The sequence below is a fragment of the Streptomyces griseiscabiei genome, assembly GCF_020010925.1.
GTDB classification, from domain to species: domain Bacteria; phylum Actinomycetota; class Actinomycetes; order Streptomycetales; family Streptomycetaceae; genus Streptomyces; species Streptomyces griseiscabiei.
Genome location: NZ_JAGJBZ010000005.1, coordinates 1 through 18,317 on the forward strand (window position 1 = coordinate 1; position 18,317 = coordinate 18,317).

Consider the following 18,317-nt stretch of genomic DNA (forward strand, 5'->3'; position numbering starts at 1 on the left):
CGTCTGGCGCTGCTGTCCTGCCACGGTGGCTGCGCCCATGACGAGGATCACCTCCGGCTCCTGGCGGCCGATCTCGGCGGCGGTCGCCCGATCGGGTCGCAGGACGGCGCGGTGCTGCCTGAGCGGCTTCCGGCTGTGCCTGGCATCGAGTTCGGGCACGTGGACGGGCGCACGGTGCTGGAGCGCGACGCGTCCCCCGGATACGCCAGCTCCACCACCTACATCAGTTGGGCTGCGCCGGCCGACATGACGGTCGTGACCGCGCTCCTCGCCCACGCGGTTCGCCTCACGGGTCACTGACGGGCGGCCTTCGCCTGGCTGGTGCCCGAGCCCACCGGCGGATCATGTGGCGCGCCGGTGGGCTCGGGCTCCCGCGCGCCAGGGGACACCACGAGTGCCCCGGCGAGGGGTTGTAACGGAGGTTCGCCGGGGCGCGGCACCGGCCGGTACCGCGGGCTGTCAGTCAGTTCGCGTGGGTCTGGAACGTCCACCAGCCGTCGTATCCCGCCGGCGGGTTCTCGTGGTTCGCCAGCAGCGGGCGCAGGATCTCCAGGTGCTGTTCCATCAGGGCGGGCTCCTGGGCGCCCCAGTACCGGGTTCCGTCCCAGCGGCCGAGGCACTCGCCTCCGTGGCGGCCGTCGAGGTCGGCGGTCAGGATGGCGCGGGGATCGTCGAGGTCCACCGGCTCGCGCATGTACTGGCGGAACAGGCTGAGCGTGCCGATGCAGGCCCGGTCGACGCCCTTCTGCCGGCGAATCCAGAGCGCATTGGCCTGTCCGTGGAGGTGGTAGTAGGGGTTGCTGTCGCCGTGCTTGACCTGCCTGGCGGTCACGGTGGACAGGTCGATGGCGAACGGCTTGCGGGAGATCAGGAACCGGGTCTCACGGATCATGCAGGGTTTCCTTGTCGCGGGAGGGGTGGGGGCGAACGCGGTGCGGGGCGCCGCCGCTGATGGTCGACGCCCCGCACCGTGGGGTGTTCAGTCCGTGGGGTTGGGCACGGCGGAGAAGACGGCGAGCTCCAGGGCGTACAGGCGCTCGCACTTGGGGCAGGTCACTTCCTCGCCCCATTCGGGCAGGTCGAACCAGGAGCGGCAGGGCTCGCAGTGCACCGAGTACTTCTTCAGGCCCGCCGTCGCGAGGTTGGCCTTCAGGGGGATGCGGGCGACCGCCTTGGCGGCGCCGCGCAGCCGGTGCACGAGCAGGCTCCGGAGTCCTTCGTCGTCGGGGCTGTTCGGCCTCATGGGGCTGATCCTCATCGACAGCTTGAAGTCGCGCTGGGACAACGGCATGTGCAGCTCCTGGGTGTGTGGCGTGGGTGGTTCGCGATGGGGTTCGGGCGGGAGCGCCCGGAGAGGGTGGTTCTCAGGTGGTGGGGGCCGGGGCGACGCGCTCGACGTGCGCGAAGACCACGGTGTCGGCGGCGTAGTTGTCGAAGCCGCGCTCGCCGACGTGGAGGGTGAACTTGTAGGTGCCCGGCGCGACGTCGACGACGGTGTAGTGGCCGAGGCGCTTGTCCTCCGGGGTGCCGCCCTTGGCCTTCCAGTCCTCGAAGTCGGCGATCGAGTACGCCCACAGGTCGGTGCAAATCCACGCCAAGCGGTCCTCCTCCGGGAGGGAGGGGACATCGTCGTCGTCGCGGATCGGGGAGGCGACGATGTAGCTGTTCTCCCCGTCGCGGTACAGGCCGGGGCAGCTGTTGCCCACGGGGCCGTAGGCGCAGCCGAGGGCCGCCATGGCCTTCACGACCTGGGCCTTGCCGAGGGCGGTGTTGTAGGAGGCGCCCGCGTCGATGTCGACGTCGTAGACGTCGCGCAGGTCGTCGGTGACGATCAGCTTCCCGGACGGCACGTCGAGGGTGATCTCCGTGGTGATGCCCATCGGGTAGGGGCACGGGTCCTGGACGTGGACGGCGCCGTCACGCAGTACGTAAACGGGCCGCTCATCACAGGTGGCGCAGCGCCAGTGGACGCCCGCCACAAGCGGCTCCTCGCCGGGTTCAGCGAAGACGATCACGTCGTCGGTGCGCTTGGGCAGGAGGTCGTGGCCGTTGGTGTTCAGGGGCATCCGGTTGGACATGGTCGAGGGCTCCTTGGCGGGGTGGGTTCGCATCGGCTCGGCAGGGCGTGTTGGCTCAGAGGGCGGCCGCAGTCCCGCGCCAGGGGCCCGGGGTGCGTTCGGCCTGTGATGTGAGGTGCCAGCGCCGGGCGTCGAGGTGGCACCGGTAAGCCCTCTTCTCCTGCTCGGCGCCGTGGTTGCTGAGGCGGTCGAGCTGGATGCCCACGAGCAGGTGCAGGGCGCGCCACAGGGTCGGCTGCGCACCCTTGCGGCAGCGGCACTTGGAGCTGCTCACGGCCCAGCGGGGGGCATCGAGCGGGAGGCGGGACGAGGCGATGAAGTGGACGAGGCCAGCGCGTCGAACGCGCAGCCACTCCGTCCATCCGTCGTCGACCGAGCCGATCACGTAGAAGCGGGTGACCCAGCCCTTCTTGAGCGTGTAGCGGGCGGTGGCCATGACGGCCGCTCCTCCTCGCCGGCTGCCCTCGATGCGCGCCGTGCCGTAGTCGCGATGCCAGGAAAGTTCCCATCCGTGCCGGGTCATCTCGACTGCGAGGTCCTCGAGCGAGGTCGGGAACGGGGCGTCCATGAAGGTCTCCGGGCGGTCGTGGTGGGGGCGGGTGCTTGCATCACCCGCATTCACTAATTTACTCCACCCCCCTCTTTGTGTCAACTTTTTAGAGTCATCGAAGGCTGTTCGACGTGCGGCGCGTGACGCTAATAGATTGCCCACAACCCCTTCATGGGGTAATTTTGCAATGCATCGCGGGGCGCTGCGTCCCACATCGACTCACCACGGAGGCTCGCCCTGACGGCACTCATATCGCTCGACGCTCACGGCCACCTGTCCATCCCGGACCTCGCCGCGCGTTACTCCTTCGAGCGCCAGGACGGCGCCGACGCGGACTGGCGGACCCTGGAGCGGTACACGATTCCGGACGGCACGCTCGCCGGAGCGAGCACCGAACTCGCCGCGGCTGTCCTGCTCCACCAGGACGACAGCGTGGCCACCCTCCTGGACGACGGCACGCTGACTCTCTATGCCGACCACGTCAGCTTCCGGTTCACACCGGTCGACGGCTGGGAGCGGATGACCCCCGCCCACACCCTCGCAGCCCGCTACCGCGTCGAAGCGACCCACGCCGGGCGCGGCACCTGGAGCACGAAGGACGCCCTCAAGGAAGAAGCCTCAGCCGACGAGGTCCAGGGCCTCACCCATGATGCGCTGCGGATCGGCAGCGACGTCTCCGTACACACCAGCGGCGTCCTGATCATCGAGACCCGGGCCGAGGGCATGGCCCTGCGGCTGACACCCCTCCGCGCAGCGGACAGGATCCCGGCGGGCAGGATCAGCATCAGCTGACACCTGGCCACCCTCATGGTGTCACGCTCGCCCCCTGGAGCCCCCACAAACGCCCCTCCAGGGGTGTTTGTGCAGGTCAGGGCTGTCACGCACGTGAGCGTGACACCCGGCGTGACAGGGCGCGTGACACCCGGCGCGACGGCATCCGGCCGCCTTCCGGCGCAGCGCTCCGTACCTCTCCGACCGATCCGACCATGGCTCCCGCCCAGCGCCGCAGCCTGGAGCACCCGGCGGAGCGCCGAGGGCATGGGACTCCGGACCGCCCCGGCAACAACCTCGGTGTGCGCGGTTCCGAAGCGGCCCGGCGCCCCCGCTGGTGGCCTCCCATCCGGCACGCGGCAGCGGCCTGTCCGACGACATCGTGGGCGAGGGCGCGCGCCCTCGGCTTCCGTCACCTCCCTGCGGTCGCAGCCAGGGACCGTCACGACCGAGGCGCCGAACCCGCCCCACCCGGGACGGCGCGGGAGAACAGATCCTCGGAGGCGACGGACGCGACAGCTCGGCCTCCTCTCCGCCTCGGCGGGCCAACAGGCAGTCGACGAGCCGCAGCGCGGCGCCGACCCCGTCATGGAGCCGACTGCACCTTGCCCGCCGACTCGCCGCGCGCACCGCAGCCGTTCGGAAGGGGGACACCACTGCCCCCTCCCTCCAGCTTGACGCTTAAACGTTGACCCGACCCCGCCGCGAGGGTACTTTAGTGATCTCCGAAGGCTGCTCACTTGTCGAGCCGCATACGCGCCCCCGGCCGCCGCGCCGCGCCGCCATTCCCCCCTGCTTACACAAGGAGTTCCACATGTCCGCCGCGAACCCCACCGACACCCCCGTGGATGAGCGAGGCGGCTCCGACACCGAGGATCGGTGCCACGACCTCGTCGAGGGCTACGACGAGGACGGGCCCACCGCCTACGAGTGCGGCGCCCCCGTACGGCACACCGAAACCGGCTACGGCTGCACACGCGGCCACTCCTACACCTATGCCGCACACCGCGAGGCCGAGGGCTGGGACTACGCCAGCGACCCGGTCGAGGCCGAGCTCCTGGGCCACGCCGGGGTGATCGGAGTGCGGCCCGGCGACGGCCGGCCCTGGCTGTAGCTCCGCTCCCCCGCACCCTCAGCACACACCGGCCACCCCTCCACGGAGGAGACCCGGACATTCACCGAACCCTGATCGAGCCCCGCTTCACCATCGGGTGCGGCCACCCCTGAAAGCGACGCCACCCCCGATGGAAGGTGGCGGATCTGCGCGGCGCGTGCGCCGACTGCGCCGCGTACGGTGAGCTCCTCCTGATCCCGCGTGAGCAGTTCGACGGCCAGGCGGGAGCCTCCGCGCCCACCTCGTGCACGCGCCGCCGGTCCGCAAGCAGCTCGCCCTTGAGCCCGACGGACCATGACCCGCCGACGGGCGCGGCACCTTCTGTGCAGCGGTCGCCGTCGACTGACGGCCGCCGCCAAACCCCAGGGTGACGCGCTAATTTGACCCCTCCCCCCTCTTGGGGTACATTAGTGAATACCGGGGCGGCAAGCAAGGCCAAACCGGCCACCACGAACCTTCCAGCGCGACGCCAGGAGTGACCATGGCCCACGACATCACCAACACCAACACCCCCACGGCCCTCGCCTCCCTTTACGACCACTTCGGGCTTCCCCACACCGACCCGGCGGTCTGGATCGGCGACCACCTCCACGTCGCAGCCGAGGACGCCACCGACGAGCGAGTCCGCGACGGCTACGAGGCCGGGCTCCACCTGTTCACCTTGGGCTACATCGAGCACGCGGCCGCCGTACTGCGCCTGCTCCCCACCCGCTGATCACCGCAGGCTGGCGGGGCCACCCCGGCCCCGCCAGCCTCGCCAGCCCCCCGACCCGTCCTCGCCACCCGGAGCACCCATGACCCCCTCGAAGACCCCGGAACAGGTCCGCTCGGAACGACTCGCGACGATCGCGCGCGCCGTCGACCACCTGACCACCGCCGACGCCGCGACGCTGCGCGAGCAGCTCGCCTCGACATCCATCCATGACCACTGGAAGCGGGACCCCGCAGGGCTCGGCGATCTCCTGCGCACCGCATCCGCCTCCCGCGACACATCCATCTATGGCCTGTGGGCCGGCGCCGTCTCGGTGCTGCGTGCAGCCGGCCTCCCGGACTGAAGCGTCACAGCAGGACGGCGGGCCGTCGCCGAGGGCACTACTCACCTCCTACCGGGGCGCACCCCTGACCCGCTCGACCCTTTTAATTTGACATCTACCCCCCAGTGGAGTACATTAGAGATTGTTGGAGCGGGTGAGCAAGCACCCGGACCGGCCGCCACGAACCACCGCCGCAAGGAGTGCGCCATGACCGCCATGCTCACCGAGACCACCTTCCGCCTCATGGGCACCGAGGTCCTGGAGGTCATCGACTTCGACCGCATCGAGTGCGGCCAGTGCGGCAGGCTCTCCCCCTTCCTCGACGACGCGGACGAGGGCACCGACGCGGCCCACGACGCCGGATGGCACGTCGGCGACGACCTGGACGACTGCGGCTGCCCCCACCAGATGTGCCCCGACTGCGCCGACGAGTGGTGCGGCGTCCGCGACACCACGCCGCGCCTGTTCGGGATGCGGGTCGTCTGAGCCGCCCCGGTCGGTGCGGCCGACCAGCCGCCCCGATCCCCCGATCCCCTCCGAGGAGGTACTCATGGACCAGCGAGCCGAGCAGCGCCAGGCCGAGATCCGCGCGCTCATCGACAGCGACACGCTCACCTTGGAGCAGGCCAGGGCCGCTCTCCACGGCCTCCTGGACGTGACCGCCTCGGCGCAGGCCGGACCGGACGTCACTTCCTACGGCTTCGGCATGGACCTCCCGCGCGAGATCGTCGACGCCGAGTACGCGGCGCGGGAGGCGGTCGGCTACGACCTGGACGAGTGCCTGGCCCGCGCGCTGCGGCCCGTGGCTCCGCAGCACCCCTGACCCGCCTTCCGAACTCCGAAGGGTTTTCCTGTGAGCGCCGAGCGCCTCGAAGAACTCGCCCGCCTCCTCCTCGACAGCGAGGACCCCGCCGGGCGCACCCTGTTGGCCGACGCCCTTGCCCGTGCGTACGACGGTCAAGGGCTCAAGGAACTCCGCTACGAACACGCCTACCTGCACGAGCAGAACGCGGCCAAGGTCCTGCGGCACCTGCTCAAGCGGTCCGACGCCCTGAACGCTCACTCCGTGGTCTGCGTCGACTGCGGCCGCACCGCCACCTTCGAGGGCGGCCAGATCGAAGGCTCCAGGGCCGCCCGCGCCCTCGGATGGCACGACCACGAGGAAGCGCTCAACGACTGCGGCACCCTCTGCCCGGCGTGCTCGGCGCAGTGGCCCGGCCTCCACGGCTTCGAGTCCTAGCGGGCCGACCAAGGCGCCCGACGTGCGCGCCGCTCCTCGCCCGGCAGTGACACGCGCCCCTACCCACCCCCGAACAGAGGACACAGGCAATGACGGCGGCACTGAGCGCACCGGCCTCGGGCCCGTACACGGCCGGCTACCTGGCACTGCGGCTGCCCGCCGGAACCTGGGTGCGCCACGAGGACGACGAGACCTTCCGCATGTGGAGCGCGCAGCCCTGCACGTGCACGATCTGCATGTCCGCGACGCTGCTCGGAGCCCCCGCCTCCCACTACGAATTGCGTACGCCCGACGGCAACGCCGCGCCCCTCGTCCATGTCCGGTACACCTCGGTCATCCCGCACCTCCGCCCGGACGAGCTGTTCCAGACCTACGCCACGCCCCTGACGCAGCCGCAGACCGCAGCACACCTGCGCAAGATGCTGCGCCGGGCCTTCCCCGGCGTCCGGTTCTCGGTGCGGCGCAGGCGCGGCTGGAGGCTCTCCGTGAGCTGGAGCGGCGGCCCCTCGGACATCGAGGTGGCAACCGTCACGGCGCCGCTCCTCGCCGACTACACCACGCCGGAGCGCCGCCGGGCGCGGCCGGTCACGGTCACACGCTTCGGCCGCACGGCATACGGGACGCCGCTCGTGGACGTGATCTCCCTGAACCGTCGCTGACCCGCCGCTCGCACCGCCGTCGCCGCTCTCCCGCCGCACCCCTCCGGAAAGTTGACCTCTCCCCCCTTTTGGGGTACATTAGTGATTACCGAAAGGGCGAAGCAAGCGCCCAGCCGGTCACCACGGGCCACCCCACCACGAGGAGTCGAGATGCCGCTCATCACCACCACCCCCCAGACCGCCACCACCCTGTGCGCCTGCGACGGGTCCGGCGCTGGCGGCTTCTTCGCCCCCGACGACGCGTACATCCCGTGCGAGGGCTGCGGCGAGCGAGTCCAGGTCAACTGCGAGGCGAGCTGCGGCCGCTGCTGCCACGCCTGCCACCGCGAGATGCCCTGCTGACTCGGGACCGGGCGGCCCCCACCGGGCTGCCCGTCTCCTCGACCTCACACCCCGACGCCCGCCGGAAAGGCACCCCATGTACGCACGCATCTTCAGCTTGGCCCACATCCTTGTATGGGCCGTCCTGGGCTTCCTGTTCGAAGCCTTCTGGTACATCACGACACACCATCACGCACCCCTGTGGGCGCGCCTGTGCGGCGGGTTCGCGGCAGGAGCCCTGGCCGGGCCGATCGAGACCGCCCTGGCCCGGCGTCACGCGAGGCGCAGGACCCGCGTCCGCTGACCAGGGCGCACCCATGCCTTGCGTGACCCTAATAGGTTGCCATGCATCTCATTTTCAGGTACATTAGTGAATACCGGAGCGGGTGAAGCAAGCACCCGCTCCGGACACCACGAACACCCGTCACGAGGAGTCGGATTCCTGATGAGCTGCACCGCCCAGCACGGCATCGCCCAGTCCTTCCCGCACCGCTGGTGCACTCTGGTCGGCCGCACGGTCCTCGTCGTGGGTATGGTTCCCGCCCTGTTCGGCGGCGGCACCAGCGTGACGGTCCTCGCGCTCGCCGCGTTCGCCACCCTCGGCCTGCTCATGGTGATCACCGCGAAGCGCGCCGCACGGAGCGGCCCCAAGCAGCAGGTCCGCCCGGTGCGTGCCGCCGTGGCCCTCACCACGGACGTCCTGGTGCTGCTCATCGCGGCCGGACTCGTACTCGGCGCGCAGCTCGGCGGCGGCTCCGGCGCGGTGCTCTTCTCCTCCGGCGGGCTGGTCACCATGGCGAGCTTCCTCGCCCTGTGCACCGTCCACCACTTCGCGCACCGGCGCTCCCACCGCCGCGCCCGCCACGGCCGCCGGTACTGAGACCCGCCCGCCGGGGCCGGGCGCGAACGCCCGGCCCCGGCCCCCGCGCCTTACCTCTTCGACTCGCCCGGGAGACCTCCGCGATGAACGCCGCCCACGGCCACCTGCCCACCCGCGCCTGCCCGCACCGGCACTGCGCCCTCCTGCACCATCTCGTGCTGGTCCTGCTGCTGCCGAGCCTGCTGACCGCCGTCGTCTACGGCGGCTCGGCGACGGCGGTCCTTCTCGTCCTCCTCGGCGGCATCCAGCTCGGCGTGGTCCTCCTGACGCACGCCCTCGACCCCGATGGCCCGCACCGCCCGTGGGACCACCGGTCGCTGACCCTGCGCCCGATGTGGGCCGCGCTCGCCATCGCTGCCGACTTCCTGGCCCTGCTCACGACCTGTGTCTTCATGGCGACGCTCGCCGTCGACCGCAGCCACGCCGCCATCCCCGCGCCCACCCCGGGCGCGTTCACCGCGATCGGCGCTGTCTCCGCGCTCCTCGCCCTGCACCACGTCGCCCACCGCCGGGCCACGGTCCTCACCGAGCCCGTGGCGGCCGACGATGCCGAGCACGACGACGACGACTGGTGGGGCGAGAGCTTCATCTGGGAGCACGGCGATATGGCCGAGTACCGCAGGTGACCACCAGGGAGGGCGGGGCGCACCGGCGCCCCGCCCTCCCTCTCTTCGTCCGGGCCGGCGCAGGGGACACCACGTTGCCCGCCGGCACCCACCCCCCTGGCCAGCGCGTGGGGTCGGCGCCAGCGAGTGCCGTCGCGGCGAACAGAGTCACTCCGAAGGGCCCCGACCGATGGCCCCCACGGGGCACCACCCCCACCCAAGTTCGACCCTTTAAAGTTGACGCAGGTCAAAAACGAGGTACATTAGTGTATGTATCGAGGGGGGAGCAAGCCCTCCTCGGCCACCACGAACCCGCCCTGAGAAGGAGTGACGCCCATGACCGAGCTCGCCACCGCCACGCAGACCCCCGCCATCGAGCTGGAGCCGAGCGTGTGGATTCTCGAGTCCGGCGAGGACAACGAGGGCGGCTCGATCAAGGGCGTCTACACAGACCGGAACCTGGCGGCCGACGACTTCCTCGACCTCGTGCGCGATCTCACCCGCTACAGCCGCCTCGACGTCGACCAGTCCGGCGAGGACCCCGCCACCGGCGACCTGTACGTCCACGGCGGCTGCGACTGGATCAGCCTCACCCGCTACTCCGTCACCACCCGGCGCCAGCTCCGCTGAACCCGGCGCGCCGACCCGACCCGGCACACCCGCACCCCCGGACAGTCCCCCTCCACCCTGCATACCGAGGAGCCCGCCATGCCCGTCACGCGCAGCAGCAACGCCAGCGCCACGATCCCCGCCGTCGACGTCGTCGGCACCGAGGAGCAGGCGCGGGCGCTCTCCGGCAAGTTCTGTCCGCGCTGCGAGCGGAACGCGCTGTTCGGGATCGAGTGCTCGCACTGCGGTCACGTGATCATCACGGCCCTGGTGTCCGCGCCGTGCCATCCCCCGGCCTGGTCCGCGGGGTGCTGTCCCGTGTGCTTCACCGCCGATCCGGAGGTGTGGGAGGTGCACGGCCGGCTGCTGTGCACGACGTGCGCGGAGGGCCGGAGCCGGTGGGGTGACCGGGTGAAGGCGTCACCGGGATGGCGGGGGCGCGCGCGTCGCGTGCTGGCCTGGGTGGACGAGCCGGGGTCCTTGTCCTTCGCCACGCAGTACGCCGACGAGACGGTCGGCCGGTGACGGCGTCCGGGCCGCCGCGCCCTTCCTGGGAGGCGTACAGCGCCGCCATGGCGCAGGCGCTCAAGGACTGCGACCTCGACCGGTACCGGTGCCTGTCCGCCGCCCGGTCCGCTGCCGCGCACGCCGAGGCGGAGGAGCGTCGGCGCCGTGCGCTCGGCGGAGGCTGACGGCGAGCGCGCGCCCTCGGTCGAACGCTTGCAGACTTGACACACACCCCCTACTAAGGTACATTAGTGAATGTCAGGGCGATGCAAGCGCCCCGGCGACACCACGAACCGACCGCCCGAGGAGCACCACATGGCGCGCAGCCGCATCACCACCACCGATCTCCACGACGCCCTGCACCAGCTGCTCGACGAGAACCCGCTGCGCGCCGACGAGGGCCACCCCGAGCACCGGCTGTTCGTCTACCACGGCAAGCCCGTCGAGCTGAACGCCACGCTCCTGCATCACTTCGGCGCGAGCATCAACCAGCTCAAGTCCCTGGACGCGGCGATCTGGTCGGTCGAGAACGACTGGGACAAGGTCAAGCACCCGCTGCGCCGCCGCTACACCGAACTCGCCTGGACCTGCCTGAGCCGCCTGAGCGGCGGCGACACCGAGGGCGCGTGGGCCAACTCGCACGACTACGCCTTCGGCCCCCGCGACGTGCGCCTCAGCTGGATCGCCCGCGACTACGACCGCACGCTGGACGGCCGCCGCCGCCCCTGGCTCTACGACGCAGCCGAGTTCGAGCAGCCCCAGGCCGACCGTGAGCTCCACCCCGGCTGCTCCGCGTACTCGGTGCCGCCCGCTGCGCTGCGCCCCTTCGCCCGCGAGGTCTGAACCGCCCGTGTCACGCTCTCGCCGGAGGGCCGGAAAACCGGCCTTTCGGGGGAGTTTTCGCAGGTCAGAGCTGTCACGCTCGACACCGTGACACCCGGCGTGACACCCCACGTGACAGGGGGGCGTGACACCCCCTGGGCCGCCCCCGCGCGACCGTCACGAGCCCCGGCCCGAGCCGACAGGAAGTAGTAGATGCGCACCGAGATCACCGACGCCGCCATCTCAGGAGGTACTGCCGGCACAGTCCTGCAGGTGCGCCTGGCGGACTGGTTCGAGGTCCAGATCATCACGGGCCACGCCAGCCAGTGCAGCCCCCGGCCCGCCTCTCCACTCCCCTCCCGGTGGGACCTGCCCGCGAGCGCGCCCGCCGACTTCGCAGGCCCGTACGAGGCGCTCCAGGTGGGGCTGATCCCGCCGCTCACCGCACCCGAGGACTGGCCCGCACCGCTTCCCGCACACCCGCGCCAGGACCCGTACGACACCGCGGCCGCCACCTGGTACGGCCCGGTCCCGGCCGCCCTCCTGCGTGAGCTCGTGCGTGACCACGGCGGCGAGAACGCACACCAGTACCCGAGCACGGAGGACTGGACGACGGCGTACGAGTGAGGCCGAGGCGGCGGCGTACACAGGGCAGAGCCGCGCGGCACACCCCCGCCTCCCGTCCGCCAGAGTGGGCGACGTTAAGGCTTGACGTTTCCCCCCTCATGGAGTACATTAGTGATTACCGGAACGGCGATGCAAGCGCCGGACCGGGCACCACGAACGCCCCGACCGAAGGACGTGCGCCATGACCACCGCCACCGCTCGCCGCAGCCTCGCGACCGCCTACCTCGCCCTGCGCCTGACCCCCGGCGCCAAGGTCCGCTACGTCGGCACCGCGACCCGCCTGCACGGCCCGGCGACGGTTCAGCCGTGCTCCTGCGGCATCTGCGCCGCCGACGTCCTGCTCGGGATCCCCGCGACCCGCTACGAACTGCGCACCACGGACGGGCGGCCGACCGGCGTCTCCCACGTCCGCCACACCTCCGTCATCCCCGAGCCCACCGAGGAAGAGCGGAACTACGCCGCGATCCGCCTGTCGACCAAGGCCACCGCGGTCTACCTGCGCCAGCTGCTGCGCCGCACCTTCCCCGGCGTCAAGTTCTCCGTGCGCTGCGGCCCCAAGCGCGCGAAGGAGCGCTACCTGGAGCGCTACGAGATCACCGTCACCTGGAGCGGCGGCCCGAGCCGCACCGCCGTCGCCACCGTCACCGCCCCGCTGCTCGCCAACTACGGCAGCCCCGAGGAGTGCCGCCCGGCCTGGGTGTCCGTCACCGTTGACGGCCGCCGCCACCACGGCGAGCCCGGCGCCCTCGCCATCCACCTGAACCGCACGGCGGCCTGACCCCGACCGGCCCCGGCCGCCAGGCCGGGGCCCCCGCCCCCTCCCCCGAACGAAGGGACCGGCCTGACCCTCAAGACCACGTCCAAGACCTACCGCGAGGTCGGACACAAGGACCTCGAGAACTTCATCACCACGCACTACGGCCGGCCGTACAGCGCGACCCGCGGCCTCGACGCCCAGAACGGCACGCTTCACGCGGTGTAAATGTCCACGAGCACTACGACCCGGACGCCGAGGAGGGTTCCCGCATCACGCTCCGCGACGACCCGGACCTCAAGGTCGCCGAGGAGCTGGGCAAGCGGCGGGCCGGCACCCTCGACTACGTCGGGAAGCTGCTGCACGACCTCGCGTGCAGCGGACACCTGGAACCGGGCAAGTACTTGATCAACGTCGCCCGGTAGCACCCGCCCCCTGCTGCACTCCGAGCACCTGACGCCGCATCCGCTGCAAGCCGCCCGGCGCAGCACGCGAACGACCGGGCAGCGCCCACTCCTGCTGCGGTCCCCGGGGGAGGGCGCTGCCCTTGCAGCGCTGCACCTCATTTCCGCAGGTCAGAATGGCAGCAGCAGGGGCAGCGCGAGATACGGACCGCCGAGCAGCAGACCGGGCAGCGCGAGATACGGACCGCCGAGCAGCAGACCGGGCGGGGTCGCGCTGCGCTGCTCCGTGCTGCGCGCCGCGAAGCCGATGCGCAGCAGCTCCTCGCGGTCGGCCGCTGCACGGCAGCGGGGCCGGCCGCTGCACAGCAGCGTGCTGCACACGCTGAGCGTGCAGCAGCACCTGCTGCTGTCCGCGCTTCGGCCGCGCTGCCCTGCGCAGGCGTCCGCCCCCTCGGACTGGCAAACCTCGCCTCCCGTCGGCAAGCCTGCCGTCAGCTGGGGCCAGGCACCGCCGCTCCCGCGGCCACGACAGCGAGGCCGCGGCGGACCGCCGGCAGACCTTGGGCGCCACGCTCAGCAAGCGAAGCGCCCACCCCAAGCCCGCCACCCCGGACACGAGCAGGACCCGCCGCCTCGTGGGGACGGACTCGTTCTCGCCGAGGAGCAACAAGGGGAGGGCGCCCCCTCTCCCCTTGTGACCGGGGGCGCCCGCCCTCTTCGCTGCCGTGGGGCGCCGGTCCCCTCCACCTCCTTCGGCCCGCCTCTTCATGAACACCCGCTCACGTGACCCAATAAACTTGATTCATGATAGTATTCAGGTACATTGGTGCACTTGGATGGGGGTTGCTCCGGTCTCCGACTCAGTGCCCAAACACCCCCGCCCCAAGGGGGACACCACATTCCGGGGCTGGACCTGGCCGTCCTGGCCCGGCACTTCGCCTCTTGCTCTGCGCGTCGGCCTGCCCTTGAGCCGACCGCCCGGCCCCCTCCACACCCCGACTTCGAAGGGAGCGGCCCGCTCATGTCAGACCTGACCGTTACCGTTCGCGCCGACCGTGGCCGCTACACCGCCGAGTTCTCCGTCCTCCCGGGCCGGATCTTCGGTCCGTGGGACATGCCCGAGACGATCCAGGAGCTCCGGGTCTCGGCTCTGCTCGAGCCCCGCGAAGCGCGGGACCTGGTCTTCGACGCGTCCGTTACGGGCGCGGCCACGCGCGCCACTGGCTGAACACAGGGAGCCGGCAGGCCCCGCGGCCGGCCCCTTCCCCGGTCCGGCGCCCCGGATGCGGATCGGACGGCACACACACCACGAGTTGAAGGAGCACATGCGCAGTACCGAAGCCAAGGACCTGTACGCCGGCGCCGTCGTCCTGACCGGCACCCACCTGGAAACCGTCGCCTCCCTGCGTCGCCACGGCTCGTCGGTCATCGCCTTGTTCGAGCCGGCCGCGGCCCACCGGCCCGGCCGCCGCGCGGTGGTCGAGCCGGACCACGACTTCGTTCTGGCCCAGCTCCACAGCGTCGCGTGGGTCATCCAGTCGCGGCACCGCAGCGCCCGCAGCACCCAGGACCGGGCGCGCGTCTCCGTTCCGTACGCGGTGCGCCGCCACTGGGCGTTCGATCAGGAGTGGTCCGTCGTGGACCGCCTGGTCGAGGAGCACACCGTCACCTCCTTCCGCCCGATCGGCCTGGACGAGCTGCCCGGTCGGGGAGACCCGACTCCGCCCCCGCCCAACCCGGACAGCTCCCGCTTCTACCGGCTCCTCCGGCAGGGGCCCACCGTGCTGCCGACCGGCGACGCCGTCCGCGCAGAGCTGGCTCGCCTCACCGAACTCCACCGGCGCGAACACGGCCGGACCGACTGGGACGTGGGCCAGCGGCTCCCCGCCGAAGGGGACATCTACGACTGCCGGCGCTGCACCCGGTCCCCGCATGACCTGATGCCGATGGAGGTCGTCGTCGAGCGCACCTACCAGGACGTCTCGCTCGATGACCTGCCCAGCGACTGGGAGTACGAGCTGTGCCCGGCCGGGGCGTACGAGCGGCATCTTCAGATGGGCACGGTCACCGCTGGCCGACCTCCGCGCGCATCCGTCGGCGCCGGGGCCATCGTCGGGTTCGCCACAAGCGGCAGCCACACCACGGCGCGCGCCATCCGCATGGATGCGCCCGCGAAGGTCCGGTAACCCGGAGGCCGCCAGCCTTCGCGCGGCCTGACCTGTCCGGCTTTCCGGGCCGCCCCGCCGGTCTTCCTCACCGCTGTGGGCGGGACGTCGGGTGACTTCTCGTGCGCCCCGGGACCCCGGCCGTAGGGCTGCGCGGGCCAGCGGCCGGCGGCCGTCATGTCACCTCGCTGAAGGGGCCGACCGCAAAGGGCCTCGGGAAACAGCCCGGCTCGCCAGCCCGTTTGCAGCGGTCTGCGCTGCCTCGGAGCAGCGCGTAGCAAGGGGCGCTGTGTCGCGATCTCTTGGGGGGTGCCGGCCACCGTGCTGCGCCTGCTGGACTTCGGTGCTGCACCAGGCAAATGAGCAGGTCACGCTCGCAGCGCGGCGCAGCGTGGCGGCTGGTGCCCAGGGTGTTGCCGACAGCCCTCGCGACGGCGTGCCCGAGGCTCGGAGGATCTTGGTGCTGCATCTGCTGCCTCGCGAGCAGCAAGGGTGTGGGGCGCGGCACGGGTCTGCTGCATGGCGCTCCTCCACACCGTTGACCCCTCAATATTGCCCCACCCCCCTTTATGGAGTACATTTGAGTTATCGGGTTCGGTGAAGCAAGCACCGGGCCGGAGACACCACGGATACCCCCGCCCCGAGGAGCCCTGCTCATGGCCGTCGCCGACGTCGCGTTCATCCCGGTCATCGTGACCGCCCGCCCCCTGACCGACTCCGGGGGCTTCGCCTACCAGCAGCCGCTGGCCGACGCGGCCGCGCTGCGCGTGGTCGCCGCTCGTGACGTCCGGCCGGGCGACTGGTACCTCGGCGACTGCGAGCAGCCGACCGCCGCGCGGCGCGGGATGTTCTGGGGCGTGCACACCTTCGCCACCTTCGAGGCCGTGCCCGCGATGGACCGGGCGGGCGAGTCGGTGGCGCTGGACGGGGAGTCCTTCGTGTGGCGGCCGGACGAGCTCGTCATGGTCATCACTGCCGCACCTCTCCCCGCGCCGGGCGCAGCAGCCTGCCCCGGTGCGCCGCGTCCGGCGTTCACCCTCGCTGTCTGATCCGACGGCGCCCGCGGGGGACACCACGTCCCCCGCGCAGGTCAGCCCCGCTGGCCTCCCCCTTGGCCTTCGGCCGCTCCCCCCGCACCCAAGGCTGCGGCTGCTCCTGCGCACGGTCTGACCCCAGCCCCGGCGCAGCCCGTCTCCGGGTGGGCCGTCTCCTCCCCTGCTCCTCTATCGAAAGCGACCTGCGTGGACACCCGCCCCCTCGATTCCTTTCCCTCGTTCCAGCTGCGGCCCGCTGGGCCGCAGGACCACGATGTCCTGACTCAGGACGGCCGCGCCGTGGGCCAGGTCCACTCCTCCAGCGCCGGACACCGCGCACGCGTCGGCCGCGATGCGGGACCGGTCCGGCCGAGCCTGCTGGGCGCGGGCGATGACGCCGCCATGTTCCACATCGCCGTCCACGGATTGCCCGACGAGCTGGCCACTGCTTACTCCGGCGCCCCCGAGGCGCGGGTCGCCGTCAGCCTCATCCCGCTGCAGCGCCAGGAACTCATCGACAGCGCCGCCCGGGTCTTCACCTTCTACGCCCTGCGCCAGCCGTCCGTCGCCGCCATCCTCGAAGGGCTCAAGACCGTCGGGCGGGAGCTCGACGCGGTGCACAGCCGGACCGGGTGCCGGCGGATCGCGCGACTGATCCCGCTGGTTCAGGCGCCCGCCCGGGTCCTGCTGTCCGAGTCGACCGGCGACGCCCGGGACTGGCTCGCCCTGCCGCTGTCACGCCTGTTGACCTTCTGCCACCAGGCCCGCGCCCGGCTGGAGGCGACCGCAGCCCAGCCTCCGGCCGGCTTGTACGGACGGTATGCCGCGCGGCACGGCGCCGACGCTGATCTGGCCACGCTCCACCGGATCTGGCGGAGCTTGCAGGAGACACCTTCGCCGGGAATGGACCGGTCCGACATCGACGCGGCCATGGCTGCCCTGCCCTTGGACAAGTTCGCCGGATCAGCGCGGAACTGCCGTGCGACGGCGGCCCGGTTGAAGGCCGTTCGGACCGCTGCCGAGAGCGCCACCCCGCCGGCCCCGGCCCGCCGCGGGGGCGAGACCGGCTGCCTGCTGCGGGAAATGTCAGCTCTCGCTGCCGAGACTGGAAAGCGGCTGGAGGCCACCGCCCTGGTGCTCGACGACACCGGCCGCCTGGGCACCGTCCGCGACATCAATGACGCGCTCAGCCGCGCCCGGATCGGCGTCCCGACCGTGTCCGGCGAGCAGTCCGTCCGTATCGGCGCCACGGACCTCGGCCCGGTGCGCCGCACCGCCGACGGCCGGTGGACGGGACCGGGCATCACGGAGCCGTTCCACTCCCCCGAGGGCGCGGCTGCGGCGCTGGTCCTCACGCACCTCGCGCAGGCGGAGACGGCACGCCAGCACCGCACTTCCTAGCCCTCTCGCCGACCTGGCGCTGGCCCGCTGGCGCCTCGCCCCGTACCCCCTGACCCGTTCGACCCTAATACCTTGACCGTGCAACCCTTTCTGAGTACATTAGTGATCAGTTCAGGGATCACCCACCCCCAGGAGGCACACCACATGAGCGCCAGCGAGTCGACGAACCCGGAGACCCAGGCCCGCCACGACCGCGTCCGCACGGTGTGCCGCAAGCTCATCGAAACGGAGGCGGCCACCCTGGCGATCACGCACGACCAGTACACCGACCGCTTCGGCTTCATGCCGGACCTGCTCCTGCGGGCACTGTGGAGCGGCCTCGGCGAGGGCAACCACCTCATGACCATGCATCTCCAGCACGAGGGCGAGCTGGGCGAGGAGCCGCTGTTCGCACGCTTGATGGTGACGGACGGAACGAAGGTCACCGCCGAGGACGACTTGATGCGCTACGTGGCCACCGCCTCGCGCGCGCTGGAACTCGGCGCAGCCGTCACCGTGCACACGAAGAACGACGACGGGTCTTTCCTGCTCAGGGCCTGGGTGGTGGACGGCGGGAGGATCGAACCGCTGACCTGGCAGGAGGCGTTCGAGATGTCTTCCATCTACGACGGGCCGGTGAAGGACTACGCGGACGCGTTCGAGCCGGAGCTCCATCTGCACCGCGTCGCCTCGGTGAAGCTCGTCGGCGGCAAGTAGTCCGCCGCGGCACGCCACCATCCCGCACACCGAACCACTGAGGAGC

Annotated in this window: 30 protein-coding genes; 24 read left to right on the top strand and 6 right to left on the bottom strand. The window is 71.4% G+C overall.

Going from position 1 to position 18,317, the window contains the following annotated elements:
- Positions 1 to 300: hypothetical protein (locus J8M51_RS42660; RefSeq protein WP_267300042.1), on the top strand; the 300-nt coding region annotated here is incomplete at its 5' end.
- A gap of 163 nt (positions 301 to 463) precedes the next feature.
- Here the strand turns inward: J8M51_RS42660 and J8M51_RS42665 are convergent.
- From J8M51_RS42665 to J8M51_RS42680, 4 genes are all read right to left on the bottom strand, one after another.
- Positions 464 to 892 (bottom strand): hypothetical protein, encoded by a 429-nt coding sequence (locus tag J8M51_RS42665; RefSeq protein WP_060880780.1) that lies wholly within the window; start codon positions 890 to 892, stop codon positions 464 to 466.
- A gap of 87 nt (positions 893 to 979) precedes the next feature.
- Complete coding sequence (locus J8M51_RS42670) at positions 980 to 1,291, bottom strand: hypothetical protein (RefSeq protein ID WP_060880779.1); 312 nt, start codon at positions 1,289 to 1,291, stop codon at positions 980 to 982.
- Between the two features lie 73 nt (positions 1,292 to 1,364).
- Positions 1,365 to 2,078, bottom strand: a complete 714-nt coding sequence (locus tag J8M51_RS42675) for a hypothetical protein (protein ID WP_086761668.1) — start codon at positions 2,076 to 2,078, stop codon at positions 1,365 to 1,367.
- A gap of 55 nt (positions 2,079 to 2,133) precedes the next feature.
- Positions 2,134 to 2,646: a hypothetical protein gene (locus J8M51_RS42680; RefSeq protein ID WP_086761669.1), complete on the bottom strand. Its 513-nt coding sequence runs from the start codon at positions 2,644 to 2,646 to the stop codon at positions 2,134 to 2,136.
- A gap of 414 nt (positions 2,647 to 3,060) precedes the next feature.
- Here J8M51_RS42680 and J8M51_RS42685 point away from each other — a divergent pair, with 414 nt between their 5' ends.
- The 18 genes from J8M51_RS42685 to J8M51_RS42770 all read left to right on the top strand — a co-directional run bounded on the left by J8M51_RS42685 (position 3,061) and on the right by J8M51_RS42770 (position 12,595).
- Complete coding sequence (locus tag J8M51_RS42685; protein WP_086761670.1) at positions 3,061 to 3,420, top strand: hypothetical protein; 360 nt, start codon at positions 3,061 to 3,063, stop codon at positions 3,418 to 3,420.
- Between the two features lie 793 nt (positions 3,421 to 4,213).
- Positions 4,214 to 4,513, top strand: coding sequence for a hypothetical protein (locus tag J8M51_RS42690; RefSeq protein ID WP_086761672.1), 300 nt, complete (start codon positions 4,214 to 4,216; stop codon positions 4,511 to 4,513).
- Positions 4,514 to 4,994: 481 nt separating this feature from the next.
- Positions 4,995 to 5,228 carry a hypothetical protein gene (locus J8M51_RS42695; RefSeq protein WP_086761674.1) on the top strand — a complete coding sequence of 78 codons (234 nt, stop codon included), beginning with the start codon at positions 4,995 to 4,997 and terminating at the stop codon, positions 5,226 to 5,228.
- Positions 5,229 to 5,307: 79 nt separating this feature from the next.
- The gene (locus J8M51_RS42700; protein ID WP_086804377.1) at positions 5,308 to 5,568 is read left to right on the top strand and encodes a hypothetical protein; all 261 of its coding nucleotides are present in this window, start codon (positions 5,308 to 5,310) and stop codon (positions 5,566 to 5,568) included.
- A 186-nt stretch (positions 5,569 to 5,754) separates the two neighbouring features.
- Positions 5,755 to 6,033, top strand: coding sequence for a hypothetical protein (locus J8M51_RS42705; protein ID WP_237277440.1), 279 nt, complete (start codon positions 5,755 to 5,757; stop codon positions 6,031 to 6,033).
- Positions 6,034 to 6,097: 64 nt separating this feature from the next.
- A complete protein-coding gene (locus tag J8M51_RS42710; protein ID WP_086804378.1) occupies positions 6,098 to 6,370 on the top strand; it encodes a hypothetical protein in 273 nt (90 codons plus the stop codon).
- A 30-nt stretch (positions 6,371 to 6,400) separates the two neighbouring features.
- Positions 6,401 to 6,787, top strand: coding sequence for a hypothetical protein (locus J8M51_RS42715; protein ID WP_086763542.1), 387 nt, complete (start codon positions 6,401 to 6,403; stop codon positions 6,785 to 6,787).
- Positions 6,788 to 6,876: 89 nt separating this feature from the next.
- Positions 6,877 to 7,446 carry an LPD29 domain-containing protein gene (locus J8M51_RS42720; RefSeq protein WP_086763540.1) on the top strand — a complete coding sequence of 190 codons (570 nt, stop codon included), beginning with the start codon at positions 6,877 to 6,879 and terminating at the stop codon, positions 7,444 to 7,446.
- 150 nt (positions 7,447 to 7,596) lie between these two features.
- Positions 7,597 to 7,788: a hypothetical protein gene (locus J8M51_RS42725; protein ID WP_086763538.1), complete on the top strand. Its 192-nt coding sequence runs from the start codon at positions 7,597 to 7,599 to the stop codon at positions 7,786 to 7,788.
- Positions 7,789 to 7,864: 76 nt separating this feature from the next.
- Entirely contained in the window at positions 7,865 to 8,071 is a 207-nt protein-coding gene (locus J8M51_RS42730; RefSeq protein ID WP_086763535.1) for a hypothetical protein, read from the top strand.
- Positions 8,072 to 8,212: 141 nt separating this feature from the next.
- Positions 8,213 to 8,647, top strand: a complete 435-nt coding sequence (locus tag J8M51_RS42735; protein WP_060880767.1) for a hypothetical protein — start codon at positions 8,213 to 8,215, stop codon at positions 8,645 to 8,647.
- 83 nt (positions 8,648 to 8,730) lie between these two features.
- A complete protein-coding gene (locus J8M51_RS42740; RefSeq protein WP_086804379.1) occupies positions 8,731 to 9,273 on the top strand; it encodes a hypothetical protein in 543 nt (180 codons plus the stop codon).
- A gap of 315 nt (positions 9,274 to 9,588) precedes the next feature.
- On the top strand, positions 9,589 to 9,882 hold the full coding sequence (locus J8M51_RS42745) for a hypothetical protein (protein ID WP_086764182.1): 294 nt from the start codon (positions 9,589 to 9,591) through the stop codon (positions 9,880 to 9,882).
- A gap of 78 nt (positions 9,883 to 9,960) precedes the next feature.
- Positions 9,961 to 10,386 carry a hypothetical protein gene (locus J8M51_RS42750; RefSeq protein ID WP_086764970.1) on the top strand — a complete coding sequence of 142 codons (426 nt, stop codon included), beginning with the start codon at positions 9,961 to 9,963 and terminating at the stop codon, positions 10,384 to 10,386.
- Positions 10,383 to 10,553, top strand: coding sequence for a hypothetical protein (locus J8M51_RS42755; RefSeq protein ID WP_179202693.1), 171 nt, complete (start codon positions 10,383 to 10,385; stop codon positions 10,551 to 10,553). Before J8M51_RS42750 ends, J8M51_RS42755 begins: the two co-directional genes overlap by 4 nt.
- Positions 10,554 to 10,683: 130 nt before the next feature.
- Positions 10,684 to 11,211, top strand: a complete 528-nt coding sequence (locus J8M51_RS42760) for a hypothetical protein (protein WP_086764973.1) — start codon at positions 10,684 to 10,686, stop codon at positions 11,209 to 11,211.
- Between the two features lie 192 nt (positions 11,212 to 11,403).
- A complete protein-coding gene (locus tag J8M51_RS42765) occupies positions 11,404 to 11,817 on the top strand; it encodes a hypothetical protein (protein ID WP_086764976.1) in 414 nt (137 codons plus the stop codon).
- A gap of 181 nt (positions 11,818 to 11,998) precedes the next feature.
- Entirely contained in the window at positions 11,999 to 12,595 is a 597-nt protein-coding gene (locus J8M51_RS42770; protein ID WP_086764979.1) for an LPD29 domain-containing protein, read from the top strand.
- A gap of 191 nt (positions 12,596 to 12,786) precedes the next feature.
- Here the strand turns inward: J8M51_RS42770 and J8M51_RS42775 are convergent, their stop codons facing one another.
- A complete protein-coding gene (locus tag J8M51_RS42775; protein WP_267300043.1) occupies positions 12,787 to 12,936 on the bottom strand; it encodes a hypothetical protein in 150 nt (49 codons plus the stop codon).
- Between the two features lie 210 nt (positions 12,937 to 13,146).
- On the bottom strand, positions 13,147 to 13,356 hold the full coding sequence (locus J8M51_RS42780) for a hypothetical protein (RefSeq protein WP_267300044.1): 210 nt from the start codon (positions 13,354 to 13,356) through the stop codon (positions 13,147 to 13,149).
- Positions 13,357 to 13,996: 640 nt separating this feature from the next.
- Between J8M51_RS42780 and J8M51_RS42785 the strand changes: the two genes are divergently transcribed.
- The 5 genes from J8M51_RS42785 (at position 13,997) to J8M51_RS42805 (ending at position 18,271) form a co-directional block, all read left to right on the top strand.
- Positions 13,997 to 14,203 carry a hypothetical protein gene (locus J8M51_RS42785; protein WP_086755612.1) on the top strand — a complete coding sequence of 69 codons (207 nt, stop codon included), beginning with the start codon at positions 13,997 to 13,999 and terminating at the stop codon, positions 14,201 to 14,203.
- Positions 14,204 to 14,300: 97 nt separating this feature from the next.
- Positions 14,301 to 15,161 (top strand): hypothetical protein, encoded by an 861-nt coding sequence (locus tag J8M51_RS42790; protein WP_086755611.1) that lies wholly within the window; start codon positions 14,301 to 14,303, stop codon positions 15,159 to 15,161.
- Between the two features lie 635 nt (positions 15,162 to 15,796).
- Positions 15,797 to 16,189: a hypothetical protein gene (locus tag J8M51_RS42795; RefSeq protein WP_086755610.1), complete on the top strand. Its 393-nt coding sequence runs from the start codon at positions 15,797 to 15,799 to the stop codon at positions 16,187 to 16,189.
- A 192-nt stretch (positions 16,190 to 16,381) separates the two neighbouring features.
- Positions 16,382 to 17,575, top strand: coding sequence for a hypothetical protein (locus tag J8M51_RS42800; RefSeq protein ID WP_086755609.1), 1,194 nt, complete (start codon positions 16,382 to 16,384; stop codon positions 17,573 to 17,575).
- Positions 17,576 to 17,719: 144 nt separating this feature from the next.
- Positions 17,720 to 18,271 carry a hypothetical protein gene (locus tag J8M51_RS42805; protein WP_086755608.1) on the top strand — a complete coding sequence of 184 codons (552 nt, stop codon included), beginning with the start codon at positions 17,720 to 17,722 and terminating at the stop codon, positions 18,269 to 18,271.
- The last annotated feature ends 46 nt before the right edge of the window (positions 18,272 to 18,317 follow it).